Annotated in this window: 15 protein-coding genes; 12 read left to right on the forward strand and 3 right to left on the reverse strand. The window is 60.2% G+C overall.

What is annotated here, in order from left to right; translation table 11 throughout:
* The first annotated feature begins 38 nt into the window (after window positions 1–38).
* The 7 genes from AB4N85_RS00465 (at window position 39) to AB4N85_RS00495 (ending at window position 7,674) form a co-directional block, all read left to right on the forward strand.
* Window positions 39–1,040 (forward strand): response regulator, encoded by a 1,002-nt coding sequence (locus tag AB4N85_RS00465; protein WP_041478162.1) that lies wholly within the window; start codon window positions 39–41, stop codon window positions 1,038–1,040.
* Between the two features lie 307 nt (window positions 1,041–1,347).
* A protein-coding gene (gene prfB / locus AB4N85_RS00470) for a peptide chain release factor 2 (RefSeq protein WP_099758102.1) occupies window positions 1,348–2,443 on the forward strand; the annotation gives its coding sequence in 2 pieces (ribosomal slippage) (window positions 1,348–1,419 and window positions 1,421–2,443; 1,095 coding nt in all).
* Between the two features lie 79 nt (window positions 2,444–2,522).
* Complete coding sequence (lysS, locus tag AB4N85_RS00475; RefSeq protein ID WP_076566067.1) at window positions 2,523–4,025, forward strand: lysine--tRNA ligase; 1,503 nt, start codon at window positions 2,523–2,525, stop codon at window positions 4,023–4,025.
* A gap of 105 nt (window positions 4,026–4,130) precedes the next feature.
* The gene (locus AB4N85_RS00480; protein WP_056783159.1) at window positions 4,131–4,844 is read left to right on the forward strand and encodes a TetR/AcrR family transcriptional regulator; all 714 of its coding nucleotides are present in this window, start codon (window positions 4,131–4,133) and stop codon (window positions 4,842–4,844) included.
* 195 nt (window positions 4,845–5,039) lie between these two features.
* On the forward strand, window positions 5,040–6,290 hold the full coding sequence (locus tag AB4N85_RS00485) for a flavohemoglobin expression-modulating QEGLA motif protein (protein ID WP_166554750.1): 1,251 nt from the start codon (window positions 5,040–5,042) through the stop codon (window positions 6,288–6,290).
* 152 nt (window positions 6,291–6,442) lie between these two features.
* A complete protein-coding gene (locus AB4N85_RS00490; RefSeq protein ID WP_252868859.1) occupies window positions 6,443–7,348 on the forward strand; it encodes an alpha/beta hydrolase in 906 nt (301 codons plus the stop codon).
* Entirely contained in the window at window positions 7,345–7,674 is a 330-nt protein-coding gene (locus AB4N85_RS00495) for a hypothetical protein (RefSeq protein WP_122600872.1), read from the forward strand. Before AB4N85_RS00490 ends, AB4N85_RS00495 begins: the two co-directional genes overlap by 4 nt.
* A 235-nt stretch (window positions 7,675–7,909) precedes the next feature.
* On the opposite strand, the gene AB4N85_RS00500 is transcribed toward AB4N85_RS00495, so the two are convergent.
* The 3 genes from AB4N85_RS00500 to AB4N85_RS00510 form a co-directional block, all read right to left on the reverse strand.
* Entirely contained in the window at window positions 7,910–8,698 is a 789-nt protein-coding gene (locus AB4N85_RS00500) for an OmpA family protein (protein WP_024011746.1), read from the reverse strand.
* Window positions 8,699–8,753: 55 nt separating this feature from the next.
* A complete protein-coding gene (locus AB4N85_RS00505) occupies window positions 8,754–9,158 on the reverse strand; it encodes a DUF4398 domain-containing protein (RefSeq protein ID WP_024011747.1) in 405 nt (134 codons plus the stop codon).
* Between the two features lie 378 nt (window positions 9,159–9,536).
* On the reverse strand, window positions 9,537–9,881 hold the full coding sequence (locus tag AB4N85_RS00510; RefSeq protein ID WP_016771500.1) for a hypothetical protein: 345 nt from the start codon (window positions 9,879–9,881) through the stop codon (window positions 9,537–9,539).
* 213 nt (window positions 9,882–10,094) lie between these two features.
* Between AB4N85_RS00510 and ppc the strand changes: the two genes are divergently transcribed.
* The 5 genes from ppc (at window position 10,095) to AB4N85_RS00535 (ending at window position 15,870) form a co-directional block, all read left to right on the forward strand.
* Window positions 10,095–12,725 carry a phosphoenolpyruvate carboxylase gene (gene ppc / locus AB4N85_RS00515; RefSeq protein ID WP_252868860.1) on the forward strand — a complete coding sequence of 877 codons (2,631 nt, stop codon included), beginning with the start codon at window positions 10,095–10,097 and terminating at the stop codon, window positions 12,723–12,725.
* Between the two features lie 300 nt (window positions 12,726–13,025).
* Window positions 13,026–13,676 (forward strand): adenylate kinase, encoded by a 651-nt coding sequence (gene adk / locus AB4N85_RS00520; protein WP_056783171.1) that lies wholly within the window; start codon window positions 13,026–13,028, stop codon window positions 13,674–13,676.
* A gap of 93 nt (window positions 13,677–13,769) precedes the next feature.
* A complete protein-coding gene (tsaB, locus tag AB4N85_RS00525; protein ID WP_056783172.1) occupies window positions 13,770–14,444 on the forward strand; it encodes a tRNA (adenosine(37)-N6)-threonylcarbamoyltransferase complex dimerization subunit type 1 TsaB in 675 nt (224 codons plus the stop codon).
* A 257-nt stretch (window positions 14,445–14,701) separates the two neighbouring features.
* Window positions 14,702–15,010: a hypothetical protein gene (locus tag AB4N85_RS00530; protein ID WP_016771497.1), complete on the forward strand. Its 309-nt coding sequence runs from the start codon at window positions 14,702–14,704 to the stop codon at window positions 15,008–15,010.
* Window positions 15,010–15,870, forward strand: coding sequence for a DUF72 domain-containing protein (locus AB4N85_RS00535; protein WP_041478155.1), 861 nt, complete (start codon window positions 15,010–15,012; stop codon window positions 15,868–15,870). The genes AB4N85_RS00530 and AB4N85_RS00535 overlap by 1 nt, the downstream gene beginning before the upstream one ends.
* The last annotated feature ends 18 nt before the right edge of the window (window positions 15,871–15,888 follow it).

A 15,888-nucleotide genomic window follows, 5' to 3' on the forward strand; every position in this document is an offset into this window, starting at 1 on the left:
CGGCAATCCAGGCCCCCGCAGTACTCAGGTGACCGCTCATGAATGATTTACAGATCGACGACATTAAAACCGACGAGAACGCCGCCATGGTGTTGTTGGTGGATGATCAGGCGATGATCGGCGAAGCGGTGCGCCGTGGGCTGTCGAATCAGGAAAACATCGACTTCCACTTCTGCTCCGACCCGCAGCAGGCCATCGCCCAGGCGGTGCGGATCAAGCCGACGGTGATCCTCCAGGACCTGGTGATGCCCGGCCTCGATGGCCTGAGCCTGGTGCGCGAATACCGCAATCATCCGGCGACCAAGGACATCCCGATCATCGTTCTCTCGACCAAGGAAGACCCGCTGATCAAAAGCGCGGCGTTCTCCGCTGGCGCCAACGACTATCTGGTGAAACTGCCGGACACCATCGAACTGGTCGCGCGCATTCGTTATCACTCACGTTCCTACATGACATTGCTGCAACGCGACGCCGCGTACCGAGCGTTGCGGGTCAGCCAGCAGCAATTGCTCGACACCAATCTGGTGCTGCAACGGCTGATGAACTCCGATGGCCTGACCGGGCTGTCCAACCGCCGCCACTTCGACGAGTACCTGGAACTGGAGTGGCGCCGTTCGCTGCGTGATCAGACGCAGCTGTCATTGCTGATGATCGACGTCGATTACTTCAAGTCGTACAACGACAGTTTTGGCCACGTTGAAGGCGACGAAGCCTTGCGCAAGGTCGCCACGGCGATCCGCGAGGCCAGTGCGCGACCGTCGGATCTGCCGGCGCGTTATGGCGGCGAGGAGTTTGTGCTGGTGCTGCCGAACACTTCGCCGGGCGGCGCGCGGCTGTTGGCCGAGAAACTGCGCCAGACCGTGGCGGCGCTGAAAATTCCGCATAACACGCCGGCCGAGGGCTCCAGTCTGACCATCAGCATTGGTCTGGCGACCATGGTGCCGCAGGCGGGCAGTGATTGCCGGCTGCTGATTTCGGCGGCGGATCGCGGCTTGTATCTGGCCAAGAACAATGGGCGCAATCAGGTCGGGATCGAGTAACGGCCGTTGCCCTCACCCCAGCCCTCTCCCGGAGGGAGAGGGGGCCGACCGAGGTGTCTCGGGCCAGACATCGACCTGAGAGATCGCAGCGATTATGGATCTTCAGGCTTGGCGATCACGGATTCGGTGAAGCCATTCTATTCGGCGTATGTTTCAAATATCCCCCGATCGGTCCCCTCTCCCTCCGGGAGAGGGCTAGGGTGAGGGCAGCAATCTCGGCCCATTCACCGCCAGACGGGCTGCCGCGACAGGCTGTTTACGTTATACTCGCCGGCTTTCAAAAGTTCGCCAACGAGTGCTGCCCGTCATGGAAATCAACCCGATCCTGAACACCATCAAGGACCTGTCCGAGCGCTCCGAAACTATTCGGGGGTATCTTTGACTACGATCAAAAGCATGAGCGTCTGACCGAGGTCAATCGCGAGCTTGAAGATCCGAGTGTCTGGAACAAACCTGAATACGCCCAGGAGCTGGGCCGCGAGCGTGCCGCGCTGGCGCAGATCGTCGACACTCTCGACGAACTGAACGGCGGTCTGGCCGATTGCCGCGACCTGCTGGACATGGCCGTCGAAGAGAACGACGAAGGCGCAGTGGGCGATGTCGTCGCCGAGCTGGCCCGTCTCGAGGAAAATCTGGCCAAGCTGGAATTCCGCCGCATGTTCAGCCATGAAATGGACCCGAACAACGCCTACCTGGACATCCAGGCCGGTTCCGGCGGCACCGAAGCGCAGGACTGGGCCAACATCCTGCTGCGCATGTACCTGCGCTGGGCTGACAAACGCGGTTTCGACGCAACCATCATGGAACTGTCCGCTGGTGAAGTCGCCGGGATCAAGGGCGCGACCGTGCACATCAAGGGCGAATACGCCTTTGGCTGGCTGCGTACCGAGATCGGCGTGCACCGTCTGGTGCGCAAGAGCCCGTTCGACTCCGGCAACCGTCGCCACACCTCGTTCTCCGCGGTTTTCGTCTCGCCAGAGATCGATGACAAGGTGGAAATCGAAATCAACCCGGCAGACCTGCGGATCGACACCTATCGTTCCTCCGGTGCCGGTGGTCAGCACGTAAACACCACCGACTCGGCCGTACGTATCACCCACGTACCGACCAACACCGTGGTCAGCTGCCAGAACGAACGTTCCCAGCACGCCAACAAGGACACCGCGATGAAAATGCTGCGGGCCAAGTTGTACGAGCAGGAAATGCAGAAGCGCAATGCGGCCTCGCAGGCGCTGGAAGACACCAAGTCGGACATCGGCTGGGGTCACCAGATCCGCTCTTACGTGCTCGATGCCTCGCGGATCAAGGATCTGCGTACCAACATCGAACGCAGCGATTGCGACAAGGTGCTCGATGGCGACATCGACGAATACCTGGAAGCGAGCCTGAAATCCGGCCTGTAACACCCTCTGTGGGAGCGGGCTCGCCCGCGATCCCCAGCCGAAGGCTGGGGGCAACGAACCTGATGGAATACTTAAAGACATGAGCGACCTACAACTCGACCCGCAAGCCCTGCAACAGGAAGAAAACTCCCTGATCGCCCTGCGCAAGGAAAAGCTTGCTGCCGAGCGTGCCAAGGGCAATGCCTTCCCGAACGACTTCCGCCGCGAAAACTACTGCGATGCCTTGCAGAAACAGTACGCGGACAAGACCAAGGAAGAGCTGGCAGAGGCTGCAATCCCGGTCAAGGTTGCCGGTCGCATCATGCTCAACCGTGGCTCGTTCATGGTGATCCAGGACATGACCGGACGCATTCAGGTCTACGTCAACCGCAAGACGCTGTCCGAAGAAACCCTGGCTGCGGTGAAAACCTGGGACATGGGCGACATCATTGCTGCCGAAGGCACCCTGGCGCGTTCCGGCAAGGGCGACCTGTACGTTGAAATGACCAACGTGCGTCTGCTGACCAAGTCGCTGCGTCCGCTGCCGGACAAGCACCACGGCCTGACCGACACCGAACAGCGCTACCGTCAGCGTTACGTCGACCTGATCGTCAACGAAGACGTGCGCCAGACCTTCCGCGTGCGTTCGCAAGTGATCGCGCACATCCGCAGCTTCCTGATGAAGCGCGACTTCCTCGAAGTCGAAACGCCGATGCTGCAGACCATTCCCGGCGGCGCCGCAGCCAAGCCGTTCGAAACTCACCACAACGCGCTGGACATGGAAATGTTCCTGCGTATCGCGCCTGAGCTGTATCTGAAGCGTCTGGTGGTCGGTGGTTTCGAGAAAGTCTTCGAGATCAACCGCAACTTCCGTAACGAAGGCGTTTCGACCCGTCACAACCCTGAATTCACCATGTTGGAGTTCTATCAGGCGTACGCCGATTACGAAGACAACATGGATCTCACCGAGGAACTGTTCCGCGAGCTGGCGCAGCTGGTGCTGGGCAGCACCGACGTGCCGTACGGCGACAAGGTGTTCCACTTCGGCGAGCCGTTCGTGCGTCTGTCGGTGTTCGACTCGATTCTCAAGTACAACCCTGAGCTGACCGCCGATGATCTGAACGACATCGACAAGGCTCGCGCCATCGCCAAGAAGGCCGGCGCCAAGGTGTTGGGCTTCGAAGGTCTCGGCAAACTGCAGGTGATGATTTTCGAAGAGCTGGTCGAGCACAAGCTGGAGCAGCCGCACTTCATCACTCAGTACCCGTTCGAAGTGTCGCCGCTGGCCCGTCGCAACGACGAAAACCCGAACGTCACCGACCGCTTCGAGCTGTTCATCGGTGGTCGTGAAATCGCCAACGCCTACTCCGAGCTGAACGACGCCGAAGACCAGGCCGAGCGCTTCATGGCGCAGGTGGCCGACAAGGACGCCGGTGACGACGAAGCCATGCACTACGACGCCGACTTCGTCCGTGCGCTGGAGTACGGCATGCCGCCAACCGCCGGTGAAGGTATCGGCATCGATCGTCTGGTGATGTTGCTGACCAACTCGCCGTCGATCCGCGATGTGATCCTGTTCCCGCACATGCGACCGCAAGCGTAAACGTTTCAGTTGAAAAGCCGCCTAAAACAGGCGGCTTTTTATTGCCTGTCTGGTACAAATGTATCAATTGGTTAATTTGCAAATAGCAGAGGAAGTGCTGTCGTGATGGGTGCAATAGCTCAAGAAGGTGCAGCGGGTATCGCCACTGCGGTCGCTGAAAGTGTTCAGTACCAGGGCCGCAAGGCCAGCCGACAGGGCAGTGAGCAGCGTCGCCAGGACATTCTCGACGCAGCGATGCGCATTGTCGTGCGCGACGGCGTGCGAGCCGTGCGCCATCGTGCGGTCGCGGCGGAGGCCGGTGTGCCGCTGTCGGCGACCACGTATTATTTCAAGGACATCGATGACCTGCTCACCGATACCTTCGCCCAATACGTTGAACGCAGCGCGGCGTACATGGCCAAGTTGTGGATCAATAACGAAGGTCTGCTGCGCGAAATGGTGGTCAGCGCCGACGGCAGCCCGGAGTCGCGCTCGCAACTGGCCGATGACATCGCGCGGCTGATGGCCGATTACGTGCACCGGCAACTGATCAACCGCCGCGAGCATCTGATGGCCGAGCAGGCGTTCCGTCAGGAAGCGCTGCTCAATCCGCGTCTGGCCATTCTGGTGCGCTCCCATCAGCAGATTCTGTTGCAGGGCACCTGCCAGTTGTTCCAGGTACTGGGCTCGCGCGAACCACAGCAGGATGCCAAGGTGTTGACGGCGATTATCGGCCGGATGGAATATCAGGGCCTGCTCAACGACGCCGAGCCATTGGCCGAAGAGGACATGCTCGGGATTCTGACGCGGTATATGCACCTTGTATTGGCGTCGGTGTAACACAATGTCGTCCGTCTGACGCCGATCCCCCTGTAGGAGCTGCCGAAGGCTGCGATCTTTTGATCTGCTTTTAGAAGACCAAGGTCAAAAGATCGCAGCCTTCGGCAGCTCCTACAGGGAGCCCGCGCCCAGTCATTCAAAGCGTCACGTTTTCTACAGGAGTTTCGGGTGGACGATTACCAGCAGACGATACGCATGTTGTCCGATCGCATTGTGCTGGCGCAGACGCCGATCCGCGTGCTCGATGCGGTCAAGTGGGACGACAACGTGCGCAAGGGTTTTCTCAAGGCCAAAGGCAAGGAAATGCCGGCGGTGGATCGCGACTACTACCTCAACCGCCCGCTGTCGTTCGATTCGAGCCAGGTCAAACTGGAATTCCAGAACATCGAGCGCGACATCACCCGCCAGCTCGGCCAGTTCAATCCGGTCGGGCAGATCATGCGGCGCATGTGCAAGGAATACCGCATGGTGGTGCGCATGCTCGAAGCGCGTGGCACCGAGGACTTCGGACTGATCTCGCAGGAGCTGTACGGCGCGGCGTCCGATGCCTTCCACGCCGGTGACCCGACATTGGCCGACCTCGGCCTGATGATGTCCGACTACCTGAATAACATCGACGGGCGCGGCGATCTGAAGGACGAGCCGAAGATCCTTACCGCCAAAGACGCGGTGCATCTGCTGCAAACCCGACTGAACAAGGTATTCGGTGAGGCCGAAGAAACCATTCGCGTGTTCGAGTCCGACGGCATCGTCGCCGACGCCGCGGCGGGCGCCGACTACATCAAGATCCGCACGGATGCGCTGTTCAACGACCGCGACGTGCGCGCACTGGAAGTCCACGAAGGTCTGGTGCACGTCGGCACTACGCTCAATGGCTTGAACCAGCCGATCTGCACGTTCCTGTCCAAAGGCCCGCCCTCGTCAACGGTGACCCAGGAAGGGCTGGCGATCCTGATGGAAATCATCACCTTCGCTTCTTACCCGAGTCGCCTGCGCAAACTGACCAACCGCACCCGTGCGATTCATATGGTCGAGGAGGGCGCGGACTTCTTGCAGATCTACGAATTCTTCCGCGAGCAAGGTTTCGAGATGGCCGAAAGCTACGGCAACGCCAGCCGGGTTTTCCGTGGCTCGACGCCCACCGGTCTGCCATTCACCAAAGACTTGTCCTACCTCAAGGGCTTCATCATGGTTTACAACTACATTCAGTTGGCCGTGCGCAAGGGCAAGCTCGAGCAGATTCCGCTGTTGTTCTGTGGCAAGACCACACTGGAAGACATGCGAACCTTGCGGCAACTGGTGGATGAAGGGCTGGTGGTGCCGCCGAAATATCTACCGGATCAGTTCCGTGACTTGAATGCGTTGTCGGCGTGGATGTGTTTCTCCAACTTCCTCAACCATTTGAGCCTGGACCGGATTGAGGCGGATTACTCCAATATCCTCTAGACCCACCACCGAACCCCTTGTGGGAGCGAGCCTGCTCGCGAATGCGATTTCACCTTCAACATTGATGTCGGCTGATACACCGCTTTCGCGAGCAGGCTCGCTCCCACAGGTTTGATTTGTGTTCAGTTCTCTTCTTTGCGAGGTTTCACCGGATGAGAATCCTCGGCATCCTTTGCCTGCTCTTGACCCTCGGCGGTTGCAGTTCGCTGCTGTTCTACCCTGAACCGGGCCAGATCTTCACCCCGGACAAAGCCAAACTCGAATACCGCACTGTCACTCTGAACACCGCTGATGGCTTGAAGCTCAACGCCTGGTGGCTGCCAGCCAAACCTGGTGTTGAGGTCAAAGGCACGGTCCTGCATCTGCACGGAAACGGCGGCAATCTGCCGATGCATCTGGGCGGCAGCTGGTGGTTGCCGAAGAATGGCTATCAGGTACTGCTGGTCGACTATCGCGGTTACGGTTTGTCCGAGGGCAAGCCGAGCCTGCCGGCGATCTATCAGGACATCGACGCCGCGTTCGCCTGGCTCGACAAAGCGCCCGAGGTCAAAGGCAAACCGCTGGTGCTGCTCGGGCAGAGCCTCGGCGGCGCGATGTCGGTGCATTGGCTGGCGCAGCACCCGGAACGGCAAAAACAACTCAAGGCCCTGGTGCTGGATGGTGTGCCGGCCAGTTATCGCAGTGTCGGCCAATTCGCCCTCAGCACTTCGTGGCTGACCTGGCCGTTGCAGGTGCCGCTGTCGTGGCTGGTGCCGGATGGCGACAGCGCGATCAACTCGATGGCGCAGCTGACCGGCGTGCCCAAGCTGATCTTCCACAGCATCGACGATCCGCTGGTGCCGATGGCCAACGGCATTCGCCTGTATCAAGCGGCGCCGCCGCCGCGCGTGTTGCAGCTGACCCGTGGCGGTCATGTGCAAACCTTCGGCGACCCGGTGTGGCGTCAGGTCATGCTGCGCTACCTTGATGATCCCGAACACTTCGACGGCCTGCGCCGCCTCGGCGAAATCCCCAACTATCCGCCGCCCCCGAATTCTGAAGATGAGACCCCGCAATGAGTGAAGAACGTAATGCCATCCCGCTGATCATCACCGGTATCTGCAGCATCCTCGGCACCGTCGGGGCGCTGTGGTACTACGGCTACCTGCACTTTGCCAAGCCGGAGGATGCGTTGCTGCTAAACGAATTCACCATGCTCAAGACCGTGCCGGGCGAGGACTACAAAGTCTCGCTGACACCTGCGCCGCAAGTGGCGCAGTGCATTGATGGCGTGCTGGTGCTGTTCGATACCGAACAGAAAGGCCTGACCGGGGTGTTGATCAACGCGCAGAAAAAAGCCGTGCGGTGTATGGGCGAAGAGACCCCGCAGAAGCTGGAGGAGTGATTCTGCAGGTTCAGCCCTCACCCTAACCCTCTCCCTGAGGGAGAGGGGACTGACCGAGGTGTTTGTTTAAGCTAAGTCGACCTGATCCATTGCGCCGAACACAAGTTTTGAAAGCGACACAAATCGGCTCCCTCTCCCTTTGGAGAGGGCTGGGGTGAGGGGCTACGATGTCTGCTCCCACAAAAAAGCCCCGCCTGATCAACTCAGGCGGGGCTTTTGCGGTACCGGGTGAAGCTTAGTTCGAGCTCACCGAAGAACGCGGTGCTACCGGCTGGTTGTCGTTGGAGATGGTCACTTCCACACGACGGTTCATCGCACGGCCCGAGACGCTGCCGTTATCCGCTACCGGGTATTCCTTGCCATAACCCTGAGCGACGATGCGCGAAGGGTCGACGCCCATCTTGATCAGGGCCATCTGCACGGAAGTCGCGCGACGCTCGGACAGCGACTGGTTGTAGCTCGCGGTGCCGGTGCTGTCGGTGTAACCCTCGACGATCACTTTGCGATCCGGGTTTTCCTGGAGGAATTGCGCCAGTTTGTTGATGTTCACCAGGCCGCTGGATTTCAGATCAGCCTTGTTGGTGGCGAACAGCACGTCACCGAAAGTCACCAGCGTACCGCGATCAGTCTGCTTGGCGTTGAGGCTGTCCTGCAGCTGTTTGATCTGCTGGTCACGGGCATCCAGACGGGCCTGGGCACGTTGCGCAGCGGCGTTTTTCAGGTTGTTTTCAGCGGTGCGCAGAGCGATGGTCTGCTTGGCCACTTCCACGCGCTGGTTGGTCAGGTAAGCCAGTTGGTCAACCTTGGCTGCGTCTTCTTTGTCCAGATAGGCCTTGTCAGCCTTGTCCAGGTAATCGCTGGCGTCTTTGGTTTCCAGTGCCGCGACTTTGCTCGCCTGTGGGTTGGCCTGCAGGCCGGCGTAGTTGGTGCGCGCCTGTTCCAGGTTTGGGTTAGGCGGTGTGGAGCAGGCTGCCAGTGCAACGCTTGCGGCCAGAAGAGCGGGAATCATCAGTTGCTTACGCATAATTTTTCGTCCTTTCTATCGGTAAGAGTTTCAGCTTTGCGGTCGGGATGCGCGCTTACTGCACAGTGCGCTGGCTTTCCTGACGCAGTTCCTGAACACCTTTCTGGGAATCCTTCACAGCCTGTTCGGCCTTGGCGGCCTGAGCCTTGCGTTCAGCGACGCGAGCGTCCCATTCAGCCTGTTCGGACAGGCGACGGGCTTCGTCATACTTCTTGTCGTGCATGGCGATTTCAGCTTGTTTCAGCTTGTCCTGAGCCTGCTTCATTTCCACCGCAGCGAATTCGGTACCGCCAGCGCTGACGGCGCTGTTCACAGCCGATTGGGTCACGGCGTACTGCTCGGTCGGCGGGTTACCGGCGCAACCGGCCAGTACGAAGCTGGTGCCGATGGCCAGAGCGGCCAGTTTCAGACCGCGCAGGTGGGAAAACGAGGTTTGGGTTTTCATGGTCTTCAACTCCATTAGGCATCTCCTGAAAATACAACTGAATCCATCCTGGCAGAGGAGGCGAAAGCATCGCTTGTAGACGCGAATTGAAACGCTCGTTCCAGGCGTGGTTACCTGTTCCGACCGGCGGCATTTTTGAAAAGTTCAGAAAAGATGGCCTATCGCCAAAAATTTAATTGACCGTTTGGACAAGGCTCTGGGACGGGAACTTTGGGGCTTTGGAGCGGTACGCGCGGGTGTATTTTGTCTGTTGATAAACCAATTTGCGAACTGGAATACAGCCTATGTGGGAGCGAGCCTGCTCGCGAATGAGATGTGTCAGTCAGCGCAAATGCTGAATGAAAATCCGCATTCGCGAGCAGGCTCGCTCCCACGGTTTTGATGTGTGTCGAATCAGTGCTTCTGCTTGTTCTCAGCCGAGGACAAATCATGCAGATGCCGCCGCGACAACGCCAGAAAACGCGGCGTCGGACCGACATCCTCATACAACGGATCACCTTCCTCATCCGTCGCCACCACTGTTGAACCCTTCACATACGGCAGGCTCGCTTCGAACTCCTCAAGCGCGGCGCCGATCAGCTCGCCGAGCAGTTCCTCGGGGTGACGCTTGGGGTACATTTCGGCAATCGCCGCCAGCCTTGCGGCGGCTTCGACGTCCAGATGAATCGTGTAGCCGGTGTCGGTCAGGCGACCTTTGGCGTTTTCTTCCCAATGCTGGGCGAGTTCACGAATTTTCATGATGACCTCATTTAGCGCCTGCTGATGGCAGGCCTGGGTGAGTGTCCGGCAGCGCCGGCGGCGGGCCGTCGTACGGCTTACTGTTGAGACTAGCTTTCGCCGGCAAGGTTTAAAGTCAATTCGTCGCCTGCTTGTAAGAAGCGGCGCAGAGCGGCACTCTCTGGCAAAGCATTCGTTTCTGCGCTGTCCCCGATTACCGCTGGAGAACTGCTGATGACCGATATTGATGCACGCTTGCGCGAAGATGTTCACCTGCTCGGAGAGCTGTTGGGCAACACCATTCGAGACCAGTACGGCGAGGCGTTCCTCGACAAGATCGAGCAGATTCGCAAAGGCGCCAAGGCCGACCGGCGCGGCTCGATGGACGCTGAACTGAGCGCCAGCCTCAATCAATTGAGCGAAGACGAATTGCTCCCGGTCGCGCGGGCCTTCAATCAGTTTCTCAACCTGGCCAACATCGCCGAGCAGTATCAGTTGATCCATCGCCGCGAGGAGTCGCAACCGGCGCCGTTCGAGTCGCGGGTGTTGCCGGAACTGCTCGCGCGCCTGCGCAGCGAAGGCCACAGCGCCGAATCTCTGGCCCGGCAACTGGCGCGGCTGGAAATCGAACTGGTGCTGACCGCGCACCCGACCGAAGTGGCGCGACGCACGTTGATCCAGAAGTACGACGCGATCGCCGCGCAACTGGCCGCTCAGGATCATCGCGACCTGACCAGCGCCGAGCGCGAGCAGATCCACAGCAAACTGCAACGGCTGATCGCCGAAGCCTGGCACACCGAAGAAATCCGCCGCACCCGCCCGACGCCGGTCGATGAAGCCAAGTGGGGCTTCGCGGTGATCGAGCATTCGTTGTGGCAGGCAATCCCCAACCATATGCGCAAGGCCGATCAGGCGCTGTTCGCCGCCACGGGCCTGCGCTTGCCGCTGGAAGCCGCGCCGATCCGCTTCGCTTCGTGGATGGGCGGCGACCGTGACGGCAACCCCAATGTCACCGCCGCTGTCACTCGCGAAGTCTTGCTGCTGGCGCGCTGGATGGCCGCTGATTTGTACCTGCGCGATGTCGATCATCTCGCTGCCGAACTGTCGATGCAGCAGGCCAGCGATGCGCTGAAGGCCAAGGCCGGCGACAGCGCCGAACCCTATCGCGCGGTGCTCAAGCAATTGCGTGAACGCCTGCGCGCCACACGCAACTGGGCGCATGCCGCGTTGACCGCGCCGACCCCGGCAACCGCCGATGTGCTACACGACAATCGCGATCTGCTCGAGCCTTTGCAGTTGTGTTTCAACTCGCTGCACGAATGCGGCATGGGCGTCATCGCCGACGGGCCGTTGCTCGATTGCCTGCGTCGGGCGGTGACGTTCGGCCTGTTTCTGGTGCGCCTCGATGTGCGTCAGGATTCGACCCGGCACAGCTCGGCGATGACGGAAATCACCGATTACCTCGGCCTCGGCCGCTATGAGGAATGGGACGAAGAACAGCGCATCAACTTCCTCACCGAAGAATTGAGCAACCGTCGCCCTTTGCTGCCCGCGCATTTCAAACCGTCGGCGGACACCGCTGAAGTGCTCAACACCTGCAAGGAAATCGCCGCCGCACCCGCTGCGTCGCTGGGCTCCTACGTGATCTCCATGGCTGGCGCCGCTTCCGATGTGCTCGCGGTGCAACTGCTGCTCAAGGAATCCGGCGTACTGCGGCCGATGCGCGTGGTGCCGCTGTTCGAAACCCTCGCCGACCTCGACAACGCCGGGCCGGTGATGGAACGTCTGCTGCTCTTGCCGGGCTATCGCGCGCGTTTGCACGGCCCGCAGGAAGTGATGATCGGCTATTCCGACTCGGCCAAGGACGCCGGCACCACCGCTGCGGCGTGGGCGCAATATCGCGCGCAGGAACGACTGGTGGAAATCTGCCGTGAGCAGCAAGTCGAATTGCTGCTGTTCCACGGTCGCGGCGGCACCGTGGGGCGTGGTGGCGGTCCGGCGCACGCGGCGATTCTGTCGCAACCACCGGGTTCGGTGGCGGGACGTTTCCGCACCACCGAGCAGGGAGAAATGATTCGTTTCAAATTCGGCCTGCCGGACATCGCCGAGCAAAACCTCAATCTGTATCTGGCCGCCGTGCTTGAGGCGACCTTGCTGCCACCGCCGCCGCCGACTCCGGAATGGCGCCATCTGATGGACGAACTGGCGGCGGACGGTGTCAGCGCTTACCGCCAGGTGGTGCGGGAAAATCCGCAATTCGTCGAGTATTTCCGGCAGTCGACCCCGGAGCAGGAATTGGGACGTTTGCCTCTGGGCAGTCGCCCGGCCAAACGTCGCGCCGGCGGTATCGAAAGCCTGCGGGCGATCCCGTGGATTTTCGGTTGGACCCAAACCCGATTGATGTTGCCGGCCTGGCTGGGTTGGGAGACGGCGCTGAGCAAGGCGCTGGAGCGCGGCGAAGGTGAGTTGCTGGGGCAGATGCGCGAACAATGGCCGTTCTTCCGCACCCGTATCGATATGCTGGAAATGGTCCTGGCCAAGGCTGATGCAGATATTGCGCAGTCCTACGACGAGCGTCTGGTTGAAGCTGATCTGCTGCCATTGGGCGCGCAGTTACGCGACCTATTGTCGCAGGCATGCTCCGTCGTGCTCGGTCTGACCGGGCAGTCGCAGCTGCTGGCGCACAGTCCGGACACCCTCGAATTCATCCGCTTGCGCAACACCTACCTCGACCCGCTGCATCTATTGCAGGCGGAACTGTTGGCGCGTTCGCGGCAGCAGGATGTCGAGCAGGGCAGCCCGGTGGAACAGGCGCTGCTGGTGTCTGTGGCGGGGATTGCCGCCGGATTGCGCAATACCGGCTAAGGTTGCTGATCACCTCAGGCGGCATTCGCGACAAGGGTCGGATGCCGCTTCTCCTGCTGTAGGAAAGTGCCGCGAGGCGACAGTTAATGTAGGGGTTGCGACTTGGGTTACCGCGTCGCGAGGTCACGGCGGGCGTCGGTTTCTCCGACTTTTGGCGTCTTGTGTGGGCGCAGCCTGCTGTGTATCTTGATCAGCCTTTGGCCGTTTGTGCGGCCACGACCCGTATTTTCAGGATCCGCCGGTTACGAGCGAATCCTTTGTTTTGTAAAGCTTTTATATAAAAAATTGAGGAGCACATCGATGCGCGTCATTCTGCTGGGAGCTCCCGGGGCCGGTAAAGGTACTCAGGCAAAGTTCATCACCGAGAAATTCGGCATTCCGCAAATCTCCACCGGCGACATGCTGCGTGCTGCGGTCAAGGCTGGCACTCCACTGGGCGTGCAAGCCAAGAGCATCATGGATGCCGGCGGCCTGGTGTCGGATGACCTGATCATCGCGCTGGTCAAGGACCGCATCGCTCAACCTGATTGCGCCAACGGTTTCCTGTTCGACGGCTTCCCGCGCACCATTCCGCAGGCTGAAGCGCTGGTCACTGCCGGCGTCGAGCTGGATGCCGTGGTCGAGATCGCTGTAGAAGACGAAGAAATCGTTCAGCGCATCGCCGGTCGCCGTGTTCACGAAGCCAGCGGCCGTGTTTACCACATCGTCTACAACCCGCCGAAACTGGCTGGCAAGGACGACATCACCGGCGAAGAGCTGGTACAGCGCAAGGACGACACCGAAGAGACCGTGCGTCATCGCCTGTCGGTCTACCACTCGCAGACCAAACCGCTGGTGGAGTTCTACCAGAACCTTTCCGCCAAGAACGGCGGCAAGCCAAAGTACAGCCACATCGAAGGCGTTGGTTCGGTTGATGCAATCACCACCAAGGTGCTGGCCGCGCTGAGCTGAATAGTCTGATCGGCTGCATCATCCACGGCCCGCTTGCGGGCCGTTGTTGTTTATACTGACGCACTTTTTCCCACCCCTGTTTTGGAAACATCGATGAGCACCTTGCTGGCCCTGGACACCGCGACTGAAGCTTGCTCCGTTGCCTTGCTGCATGACGGCAAGGTCACGAGCCATTACGAGGTGATCCCGCGCCTGCATGCGCAGAAGCTGCTGCCGATGATTCAGCAATTGCTCGCCGATGCCGGCACCACGCTGCAAGCGGTCGACGCGATTGCTTTCGGCCGTGGCCCGGGCGCGTTTACCGGTGTGCGCATTGCCATTGGTGTGGTGCAGGGTTTGGCCTTTGCTCTGGATCGTCCGGTGTTGCCGGTATCCAACCTTGCCGTGCTGGCCCAGCGTGCCTTTCGTGAACATGGCGCAAGCCAGGTCGCGGCTGCGATCGATGCGCGGATGGATGAAGTGTATTGGGGCTGCTACCGCGAGACGGCGGGGGAGATGCGTCTGGTTGGTGCCGAAGCCGTGTTGCCGCCGGAAGTCGCCGCGTTGCCCGCTGATGCCAGTGGCGATTGGTTCGGTGCCGGTACCGGTTGGGGTTACGGCGAGCGCATCGCGGTCAATCTGAGCGGCTCCGACGCCGGCATGCTGCCCCACGCCGAAGACCTGCTGACCCTGGCGCGTTTCGCCTGGGAGCGCGGTGAGGCGATCCCGGCAGATGACGCGCAGCCGGTTTACTTGCGCGATAAAGTTGCCACCCCCAAAGCCCGCTGATACGACACTTTCTCCTGTGGGAGCGAGCCTGCTCGCGAAGGCTTCTGGTCAGTCAATGCATGTGTTGAATGTGCTGGACCCTTCGCGAGCAGGCTCGCTCCCACAGGTTCGCGGTCACATACAAATATCGCCAATCGTCAGTTTCTGCCCCCTCGCTTAAAACCTTTTGCGCTTTATGTGTTCTAGTTATCACTCGGCGGTTTGCTAAGTCGGTCAAGTGCCGCTAAATTGCCATCATCGATACCGAGCATGACATTATGCGTATAGACGGCGTTTCCACTCAGTCATATCCCATCAAGCGCAAGCCGCGTAAAGGCAATGCGGCGCTGGATGAGTCCGTCGAGATCATCGACGGCGAGCTGGAATTCCCGAGCGAAGAGCAGTTGGCCGCCCGTGCTGCCCAAGCTACCGCGCAACGCCTGAGCAACCTGCCTGCCCGTCAACAAGACATGATCTACCACCGCGCGATGAAGAAAAGCGTAGCCATGGCTCTGGCCAGCTACCTGAGCACCGCCGGTTTTGTCGATTGGGACGCAGACGTGCTGGGCCTCGATCTGTATATCTGATGGATCTGCCTTACTACCTCGGTTGCCCGTCCTGGAGCGAAAATGCCTGGCGCGAGTATCTGTATCCGGTAGACGCAAAAACCTCCGACTTTCTCGCTCTCTACTGCCAGGTGTTCAACGCCGTCGAAGGCAACACCACCTTCTACGCCAGTCCGTCGCCAGCCACTGTGCAACGCTGGGCCGAGATCATGCCGGCGCACTTTCGCTTCACTGCCAAATTCCCCGGCGACATCAGCCACAGCGGCGACTTGCGCGAGCAACTGACCGCTGCCGAAACCTTCCTGCAATTACTCAAGCCGTTAGGCGAACGTGTTTCGCCGCTGTGGCTGCAACTGTCGAAAAGCTTCACGCCGCAGCGTCTGCCGGAGCTCGCGGCGTTTATCGATGCACTGGATTGCCCGCTTGCGGTCGAGGTGCGCAATGAACAGTTCTTCGCCAAGGGCGAGAGCGAGCGTCTGCTCAATCGTCTGTTGCTGGATCGCGGTGTCGAGCGCATCTGTCTCGACCCGCGCGCGCTGTTCAGCTGCTTGTCGACCGAGTCCTCGGTGATCCACGCGCAGTCGAAAAAGCCGCGAGTGCCCACCCGTCCGGCGGCGTTCACGCAGTTTCCGCAGGTGCGCTTCATTGGCCATCCCGAGCTTGAGGCCAACGATGCGTTTCTCGTGCCGTGGGTTGCGAAGATTGCTGAATGGATCGAAGAGGGGCGCACGCCCTACGTCTTTCTGCATACCGCCGATAACCTGTTGGCAGCGAAACTGGCGCAGCGTTTTCACGCCCAACTGATGCAACGTTTGCCTGGCTTGCCCGCGCTGCCTGAGCTATACAGAGAACCCGCCGCCGAGCAGCTTGGCTTGCTCTGAGGCGGGTTTTTTCTGCCC

This window comes from Pseudomonas sp. H1_G08, assembly GCF_054681355.1.